This window comes from Okeania sp., assembly GCF_983059655.1.
Window position 1 is genome coordinate 1 of the sequence record NZ_CEZPJD010000279.1, and the last position, 9,476, is coordinate 9,476.

The 9,476-nt window shown below is 37.2% G+C and carries 5 protein-coding genes; 2 read left to right on the forward strand and 3 right to left on the reverse strand.

Annotated features, from left to right (window positions below; translation table 11 throughout):
• Positions 1-163, reverse strand: a 163-nt coding sequence (locus AC3DU7_RS16405; RefSeq protein ID WP_488040403.1) for a helix-turn-helix domain-containing protein, incomplete at its 3' end; no start/stop codon positions are given.
• Positions 160-768: an IS607 family transposase gene (locus AC3DU7_RS16410; protein ID WP_488040399.1), complete on the reverse strand. Its 609-nt coding sequence runs from the start codon at positions 766-768 to the stop codon at positions 160-162. The genes AC3DU7_RS16410 and AC3DU7_RS16405, both read right to left, overlap by 4 nt.
• Positions 769-1,087: 319 nt before the next feature.
• Between AC3DU7_RS16410 and AC3DU7_RS16415 the strand changes: the two genes are divergently transcribed.
• A complete protein-coding gene (locus AC3DU7_RS16415; RefSeq protein ID WP_488040400.1) occupies positions 1,088-1,480 on the forward strand; it encodes a RidA family protein in 393 nt (130 codons plus the stop codon).
• Positions 1,481-2,417: 937 nt separating this feature from the next.
• Entirely contained in the window at positions 2,418-6,116 is a 3,699-nt protein-coding gene (locus AC3DU7_RS16420) for a PAS domain S-box protein (protein ID WP_488040401.1), read from the forward strand.
• Positions 6,117-6,371: 255 nt separating this feature from the next.
• Here AC3DU7_RS16420 and AC3DU7_RS16425 read toward each other — a convergent pair whose 3' ends face one another.
• The gene (locus tag AC3DU7_RS16425; RefSeq protein WP_488040402.1) at positions 6,372-8,939 is read right to left on the reverse strand and encodes a cadherin domain-containing protein; all 2,568 of its coding nucleotides are present in this window, start codon (positions 8,937-8,939) and stop codon (positions 6,372-6,374) included.
• Between the last annotated feature and the right edge of the window lie 537 nt (positions 8,940-9,476).

The following is a 9,476-nucleotide window of genomic DNA, read 5'->3' on the forward strand; positions in this document are numbered from 1 at the left end:
GTTTATGCAGGGTAATTGCACTGGGGCGTTTTTTAGTTTCTTCGTACTCAGTAATGCAAGTTGCTAATCCCCAGTTATAAGCATGACGAGCTACTCCTGCGTGTTTGGCAAGTATTGTTTTTTGCTGTAGTTTAAGTTTTAACTTAGTTTTCAAGGATTTCATTTCAATTGATCGGCCACCTCTTTTAATTGTTTGACAATTTGTTTGTTTTTATGACTTCTTGAACCATAAAGTCTGGCAGAAAAAACTGTAATTATTTCTATTACATCTTGAGCTAAGACTTCCTCAAAAGTAGAGTCTTCAGAACGATTAATAATAACTACTTCTGTGCCAAATATTTCACACAAAGTAAATATCAAGTCACTACCAAATCTCATCAATCTGTCTTTATGAGTTAAAACTAATCGCTCTACTTGGTCTGAACAAATCAGTTTTATCAGTTTAATTAAACCTTTTTTACGGTAGTTTAAACCACTGCCTAAGTCTGATATAACTTCAAATGACCAACCTTGTTGAGCGCAGTATGTCTCTAAGACTATTTTTTGGCGATCCAAATCATCTTTTTGGTCATGGCTACTAACTCTAGCATAGGCCACGGTCAAAGAATTATCTTGTTTGTTACCTATTAAATCAGATACTGTAAACCTCCGGTGACCTCCTGCGGTACGGATTGAGTTTAACCGTCCTTCAGCCTCCCATCGTCTGATTGTTTTGGTTGACACTCCTAGCAGTTCTGCTGCTTCAGATATGGTTAATAAGTTAGACATAAATCTAGTATATCACAATAAATGTCTAATAGTGTCTAATTTTGTTTAATTATTTTAATGCTGTTGATAGCCCTACTGCCTACTCCCTACTCCCTACTCCCTAAAGTCCTAAAATTTTGTACCTCATCAACTCCAAAACTGCTGTAATAACTGAAATTGCATCGGAATTATAGCATTATTTTTGGGAATTAGTATAACTATATTAAAGTTGCAAAAACAGACTTCACTTATGCAATAATGCCGAATGGTGAAATGTATCAAGCTGAAAATTCTCAGCCATCAACACCAAATCATAATTAATTAACAAAAAAAACAAAATATGACAACCCGTAAAATAATCAAAACCGACAAAGCTCCCGAACCAGTTGGCCCATACAATCAAGCGATCGCTGCCACAGGTCAAATGATTTTTGTCTCCGGTCAAATAGCGATCAATACTAGAACTAATCAAATAGTCTACACCGATGATGTAAGTAAACAAACAGAACAAGTTATGGCAAACCTAGAAGCTATACTCACCGCAGCAGGAGCATCTTGGTCAAATGTTGTCAAAACAACCGTATTCCTCAAAGACATGAACGACTTTGCCACCGTCAACACCATCTACGCTAAATACTTCGACCCCGAAAATGCTCCTGCCCGTGCCTGTGTTGAAGTTGCTCGCTTACCCAAAGATGTTCTTGTAGAAATTGACTGTATTGCAGTGGTATAAAAAGTTTACAGCGCTCATTAGATCAACAACATCTTCACAAAATCTTCATAAAAAAACTTTTTAGGGACGTTCCATAGAACATCCCTACTGTAGTCTACTAAAATGAAAATACCTCCAAACGAAGTGAAACACTTATATCTGTTCTCTGTTACTTATAACTAAAGTTTTTTGCTTATTGCCCGAATATTAAAAGTAACAATTTATTTCAGATTTATGGCCAATTTTTGACATTAATATTTAAGAGTGTTAATATATTATCAGTTTTTTGACTATCACAGGGCATCTTCATGTGTAATCTGCTCAAAATAAGGGATACACAGATATAAAACCAAGAAAAAATATCATCATTGATGCTAATTATATCAGGAAATGTCTACTAGATCGGTGAATAGACTGGTAGATAGCTACCTGATATCTAAAACTGATTCATCTAAAATGTAAACAATGGTTAAATTCTTAACCTTTGTAAATTTAAGTAATTTTTAGTATTAGGTGGTTTGAAAATAGAAAATAGGAGGATTTAAACGAGATAAATTTTAAGATTCTAAAATTATTCAAGTCCACTCAACCTAAATTCAAACTACTATTATTGCTATGATTGTAGGAGACAGAAAGTCATTGAATATTTGTCGTCAACAGTTAGTATTAATTGATAATAACAATTATATTTATTGCCCACAAATTAAATAGGAATCAAGACAATTTTGTCTCAAAAAGTACACTATTCAATATACAGCGTATTTGGTGGTTTATGAAGTAGGGACGTTGTACGCAACGTCTGTACAGAGTAGGGAGTGGGAAAGAATTGTAGTTATTGCAATCGGCGAATATGCGTGTTAAATAGGCTTTCATTATTTAGACTCTGAACTACTGCCACATTTACATGGAATCTGCTGTAAATTAATATACTCCCAGATCATCATAAACTTTTAAAATTATGAATGACCAAGATAAAACTAAAGAGGAATTGATTCAGGAGTTGATTGCTCTGCGCCAAACTGTTAGTGAACTAAAAAAAGCAAATTCAAGCTGCATCTTAAATGAGCATCAGTTAAATATCATAATTGAAGACCGCACTGCAGCACTCAAAGAATCAAACGATCGCTTAGTGCAAGAAATTGCTCAACATCAGCAAACAGAAATAGCTCTGAAAGCAGCTCAAGAACAATTACAAACAGTTTTAGCAGCAGTACCAGGTACAGTATCTTGGGTTAGTTCAGATTTACGCTACATAGAAGTTAATCATCAGGTAGCTGAGATGTTCGGTATGTCCACAGAAGAATTTGCGGGCAAAAGTATTGGTTTTTTAGGCGCAGGTTCTGAGTTTAATAACTTTCTACAAGAATTTTTTGAAAGTTCAAATGTAGAAACAAGTCGTGAAATTACATCAATGGTTCATGGAGAACCTCGCAACTATCTAGTTGTAGCAGAAAAGTACAATAAAAACCAAGCTGCTTTTGTAGTAGGTATAGATATTACAGAACGCAAAAAAGCAGAAAATGACCTAATAAATGCCAAAGAACAGTTACAAACAGTTTTAGCAGCAGTACCTGGAACAGTATCTTGGATTAGTTCAGATTTATGCTATATAGAAGTGAATCAAAAGTTAGCTGATATTTTTGGTATGCCCAGAGAAGAATTTATGGGTAAAAATATTGGCTTTTTAGGTACAAGCTCTGAATTCAATAAATTTGTTGAGAAGTTTTTTGCTAGTTCTGAGTCTGAAATCATAGGTGAAATAGTATCGCAAATTCACGGAGAACCTCGCAACTACTTGGTTGTAGCAGAAAAATACAATCAAAACCAAGCTGCTTTTATCGTAGGTATAGATATTACCGAACGCAAACAAGCCGAACAAAATCTTTTAGCCGCTAAAGAAAAACTAGAAACAGCACTAGAAGCAGTCCCTGGAATGGCTTCATGGATTAATTCAGACTTAACCTATATTGAAGTAAATCAACAATTAGCTAATATTTTTAACCTACCGCGAACAGATTTTGTCGGTAAAGATATTGGTTTTATAGATAAAAGTTCTGAATTTAATACCTTAATTAAAGATTTTTTTGCAAGTTCTCAGCAGGAAATAACTTCTGAGATTATTTCAAGTTACTATAATAAAACCAAAAATTACTTAATTGTTGCTCGCAAATATCATAATAATCAAGCCGCATTTGTAGTTGGGATTGATATTACCGAACGTAGACAAGCTCAATCAGACCTGGGAGCAACTCAAGAACAGTTAGGAGCTATTTTAGAAGCAGTGCCAGGAATTGTTTCTTGGATCAGCTCAGATTTACACTACTTGGGAGTTAATAAACATTTAGCAGAAACTTACAATTTACCTAAAGAAGCTTTTCTTGGTCAAAATATTGGCTTTCTGCAAGCCAGTCAAGAATTTAGTGAATTTATGCGCCAATTTTTTGCCAGTTCCGCTCAGGATGACTGTCGAGAAGTATCTTCTAATGTAAATGGCGCTACTCGGAATTATTTAATTGTTTCCCAAAAATACGCTAGAGGGAAAGCTGCTTTTGCTGTAGGCGTTGATATTACCGAACGCAAGGATGCAGAAGCAGCACTAAAACAAGCAGAAGAGAGATATCGCACTATCTTTGAAAATGCCGTCGAGGGAATTTTTCAAGCAACTCCCGATGGCTACTTCATCAGTGTTAACCCCGCATTAGCTAGAATTTATGGCTATGAATCTCCTGAAGAGATGATTACTAACCTGACCTCCTTGCAACATCGACTTTACGGTAATCCAGAAAGTCGGTCTCAACTGATGCAAATGCTACAGGAACAAGATATTGTAGTTAACTATCAGTCACAAGTTTATCGCCGAGATAGTAGTCTGATCTGGACTTCTGAAAATGCTAGAGCTGTGCGAGACATAGATGGGCGGTTAATTCGTTACGAGGGAACTGTTGAAGATATTACAGAGCGCAAACAAGCACAAGAAGCCTTGCAAAGAGCAAATCAACAGTTAGAAACAAAGGTAGAGGAACGTACTGCTGCTCTCAAAGAATCAAATCGTTTGTTAATGATGGAAGTTACAGAGCGTCAACGAGTAGAAACCGCCTTACGAAAATCAGAAGCGGAACTGCGGGTTTTATTTGAGGCAATGACTGATGTAATTACTGTCTTCGATGCTAAAGGTAGATATGTCAAAATCTTATCTACCAATTCAGAAGTATTATATAGTCCCATCAATGAATTGATTGGTAAAAGTGTTTATGAAGTTTTGCCTCCTCAGCAAGCCAACCTATTTATGATTAATATTCAGCGAGTACTGAATACACGGGAAACTGTTAATTTAGAATATAGTCTGCTTGTAAATCCACAGAATGGCAATGTTCAAAAGCCTAACTCTCTATGGGGAATCTCATGTAAAGTTCCTAATTACAAATCTTCTAGTTTACCTCCCTATCCCTATTCTCCTCTTCCTAATCCTAATGAAATTTGGTTTACTGCTAACATTTCACCATTACCAGATAACTGTGTGATTTGGGTAGCGCGTAATATTACAGAACGCAAACGGGTACTAGATGCGCTACAACGAGCTGAGGAAAAATATCGTAGCATTTTTGAGAATACTGCAGAGGGTATATTTCAAACTTCCCCAGAAGGATATTTCATTAGTGCAAATCCAGCTTTAGTCAAGATGTATGGTTGTTCCTCAGAAACAGAGTTGAAAAATCATATGACTGACATTGGCCAACAATTATATATTAGGCCAAATCGTCGTTCTGAGTTTATTGCTGCCCTAGAAAAAAATGGTTCTATCTCATCCTTTGAATCAGAAGCTTATCGTGTTGATGGTAGTATAATCTGGATTTCTGAAAATGCTCGTGTAGTTCGTGATGTTTATGGAGAAATACTTTACTATGAAGGTACAATTCAAGATATTACAAAACGTAAGTCTGTAGAAAGTGAACTACGATTAGAACAAGAAAAGTCTGACCGTTTATTGTTGAATATTTTGCCTGCTAAGATTGCCGAAAGATTAAAACAAAATCAACATCCAATTGCTAAACGGTATGAAAATGTAACCATTTTGTTTGCTGATATTGTAGATTTTACTGGTTTTTCAGCTCGAATATCTCCTAATGAATTAGTGGATATGCTCAATCAAATTTTCTCAGCTTTCGATGAATTGACTGAAAAGCATGATTTAGAAAAAATTAAAACTATCGGAGATTCTTATATGGTCGTTGGTGGTTTGCCTGCAGCTAGAGACGACCATGCAGAGGCGATCGCTGAAATGGCAATAGATATGCAGCAGGCCATTACTCAGTTTTTAAATGACTTGGGAAAACCTTTCCAAATCCGGATTGGTATTAATACTGGAACTGTTGTAGCAGGAGTAATTGGTACTAAAAAGTTTATTTATGATTTGTGGGGTGATACAGTTAACGTAGCATCTCGAATGGAAGCAAGTGGAATACCTGGAAACATTCAAGTTACCACAGCTACTTATGAACTTTTAAAAGATAAATATTTATTGGAACCACGGGGAAATATTTCGGTTAGAGGTAGAGGAAAAATGATTACTTATTGGCTTCAAGGTAGAAGGGAAAATAGTGGACAAAACCCGATATTTTTGCACAAAAATCATTTGCTTGAAGATCGAGTAAACTAATTAGGACTTACACTTTGGAGAAAGGAAGGCATAGGGAAGAAGGCAGAAGGCAGAAGGGAAAGAAAGGTTCAAAGAGATAAGATTTTTATAACTGATTATCTGGACATGATATTATACCAAATCCGGTTATGAAAAGCTAATTTGTCCAAACGCTTCTAACCCTTCTTCCCTCTGCTTTCTGCTTTACCCTAACTCTATATATGCTCCGATGCTACCGGACATGATATAAAATCAATTAAGACAGGCCCTAGAAGTTTATACAAAAGAAAAGTCACTGCTATTCAAATCCATATCTGCAACATTTACGACAATACCAATTAAGTCATCATTACTATAGATAGCAGTTCCTCTGTGCAATCCAGGAACATTTTCTCCTAATGTATAGTCACCACTACTTCCAGATAGTTGAATTTGATCGCCTTGAGCACCATTGAAATTAATGATCCGAGCATAATCATTTATACCATTTCCAGTGTAGTAAACTTGACCACTGTCATCGCCTAAAACAAATATATCGGCATCAGCATCATTACCGCCTCGCAGAATATCTATCTCATTAGAACCAGGTTGGGCAGAAGTGATATCAACTCCTATGAGAGTATCGCTACCAGTATGACCATTGAGTTGGTCGTTGCCAGTACCACCATTGAGTTGGTCGTTGCCAGTACCACCATTGAGCAGGTCGTTGCCAGTACCACCATTGAGGGTATCGTTACCATCGCCACTTTTGAGCTCGTCGTCGCCTTCACCACCATTAAGTTGATCGTCGCCTATCCATCCAATGATTAAATCATTACCATTGTCACCATTGAGAACATCGTTATCTTCTCCGCCGCCCAGATAGTCGTTGCCATCACCGCCATTAAGTACGTTGTTACCAGGGCCACCAGTAAGTTGATCGTCACCGCCACCTCCGTTAAGTTGATCGTCACCTATGCCTCCACTAATTATATCATTGCCACCGTCGCCGTCGAGCACATCGTTGCCTACTCCGCCACGTATAGGTTCGTTGTTCTCAGGTTCAGTGGGAGTCTCATCAACATCAGTGACATTAATGGTCAACTGTTGGTTGAAACTTTCACCACCACCATCAGTAGTGCGCACAGTAATATTATGAGTCTGATTACTTTCAAAATCTAATTGAGAACCATCAGCAACTACTATTTGGTCTCCATCGAGAGCAAAACGACCATTAGCATCATTCAACAATTGATAAGTATGAGTATCACCAGCATCAGGGTCAGAAGTAGTTAAATTACCCACCACTGTATTATTGTCACTATTTTCAGCAATAGTATTGCTATCTATTTGTACTGCTGTGGGAGCGCTATTGGGTGGAGTCTCATCAACATCAGTGACATTAATGGTCAACTGTTGGTTGAAACTTTCACCACCACCATCAGTAGTGCGCACAGTAATATTATGAGTCTGATTACTTTCAAAATCTAATTGAGAACCATCAGCAACTACTATTTGGTCTCCATCGAGAGCAAAACGACCATTAGCATCATTCAACAATTGATAAGTATGAGTATCACCAGCATCAGGGTCAGAAGTAGTTAAATTACCCACCACTGTATTATTGTTACTATTTTCAGCAATAGTATTGCTATCTATTTGTACTGCTGTGGGAGCGCTATTGGGTGGAGTCTCATCAACATCAGTGACATTAATGGTCAACTGTTGGTTGAAACTTTCACCACCACCATCAGTAGTGCGCACAGTAATATTATGAGTCTGATTACTTTCAAAATCTAATTGAGAACCATCAGCAACTACTATTTGGTCTCCATCGAGAGCAAAACGACCATTAGCATCATTCAACAATTGATAAGTATGAGTATCACCAGCATCAGGGTCAGAGGTAGTTAAATTACCCACCACTGTATTATTGTCACTATTTTCAGCAATAGTATTGCTATCTATTTGTACTGCTGTGGGGGCGCTATTGGTGGGAGTAGATGGAGGTAAGTTGTCGCTCACTACATCTTGTTTGACGTTTTCGGAACCAACAGTAACTTGATAAGTAGCTGTATCATCTGCCTGACCATCGTCATCTAGATCGCCAGAGAAGGTGACATCATAAGTCGCATTTGGGTCTACATCTAAGCTATAACCACCTGAGTTCCAAGTTGTTGTGGTAAAAGTATTAGCACTATTTGCTGTATCAACTGCTGTAACTGTTATTCCGCCGATTCCTTCACCAACTGTGTAGAAGTCATCATTATTAACTGCATCAGTGTAAGCAACACCTGTAATAAATGGGCCACCTGCCGCAGAATAAGCAAAATCTTGGGTACTCATCACTGCGTTGAAAGTTCTACCACTACTATTGGTAAACTGGCCTTGTAGTGAAGAAATTCCAATTTCCTGGAAGTCAGAGTTCATCAGACTTAAACGATGAGCTCTACGAGGGTAGCCTTCATCAACAAATAAGTTTTCGTAGTTCCTTTCTACAAAAGTAGTGAAATTGGGTGTACCCGTTGTTCCCAACCAAGCGATATTTTCTCCATTACCAGAGGGATTTGTGAAGGTGTACCCCGCATTCTGCATACGTTGTCTAGAATTTGTACCACCCTCTCCTGTGTGACTGAATACGTTATTATCTAATTGCCATTGACTGTGGCCTTCAGCAGCAGCATTGAGGTTGAGGTTGAATGCTAGAGGTTGTTTGGCATCAGTGGAGATTGTATCTCGTGTGCGAACTCCTTCATTGAGATCTCCATTGAGATAAAGATCTGCTGCTGCTTGAGGATCGGCTCTATCTCTATTGATCAATTCGAGCATATATTGGTCTTGAGCGGAAGGAAGTGTAGTAGCCATGGTTTGTTGTGTTGTAATTTTAAACGACAGTAGTTGAAAAATAGGGATTGTTTCCCTTGTAAATTCAGGCTTTTAGTAATTAAATATTGTCCGAAAAATCAGCCAAATTATGTAATTAAATTCTTTCAATTAATGATGAATTTAGTTACTTGCTTTGTTTTTTAAGAACAAGTGATTATTTAATTTACTATCTATCATTACATGGAACTTTGTAGAGTTCCGGGATTGATTTTGGAATATCAAAAAGTTAGTGTTTTTGTATTAAGTGCAAACACTAAATATTAATTTTTTTTTAAGCAAAAAATCTTGTTTTTAGTAATCTTAAAGTGGGATATCCTTGAGGAAATTATTGGTCTGTCTAATTTAATCAAAAAAATTAGTTATAGCAATGTGCGCTGGCTTGCTTTACAAATTTCAGGAACTGTCCAATAGCTAAAAGTTTTATATCATAAGCTTTTTATCTCCCCTACTGCCTCACAGGAGTCAGCATTCCCTCACAGGAGTCGGCGTTCCCTCTCTTGGTCAGCATTCCGCAAG

What these genes read in the sequence shown, in the direction of transcription:
- AC3DU7_RS16425 (WP_488040402.1), bottom strand. Translation starts at nt 8,939, where the DNA reads ATGGCTACTACACTTCCTTCCGCTCAAGACCAATATATGCTCGAATTG.
- AC3DU7_RS16420 (WP_488040401.1), top strand. Translation starts at nt 2,418, where the DNA reads ATGAATGACCAAGATAAAACTAAAGAGGAATTGATTCAGGAGTTGATT.
- AC3DU7_RS16415 (WP_488040400.1), top strand. Translation starts at nt 1,088, where the DNA reads ATGACAACCCGTAAAATAATCAAAACCGACAAAGCTCCCGAACCAGTT.
- AC3DU7_RS16410 (WP_488040399.1), bottom strand. Translation starts at nt 768, where the DNA reads ATGTCTAACTTATTAACCATATCTGAAGCAGCAGAACTGCTAGGAGTG.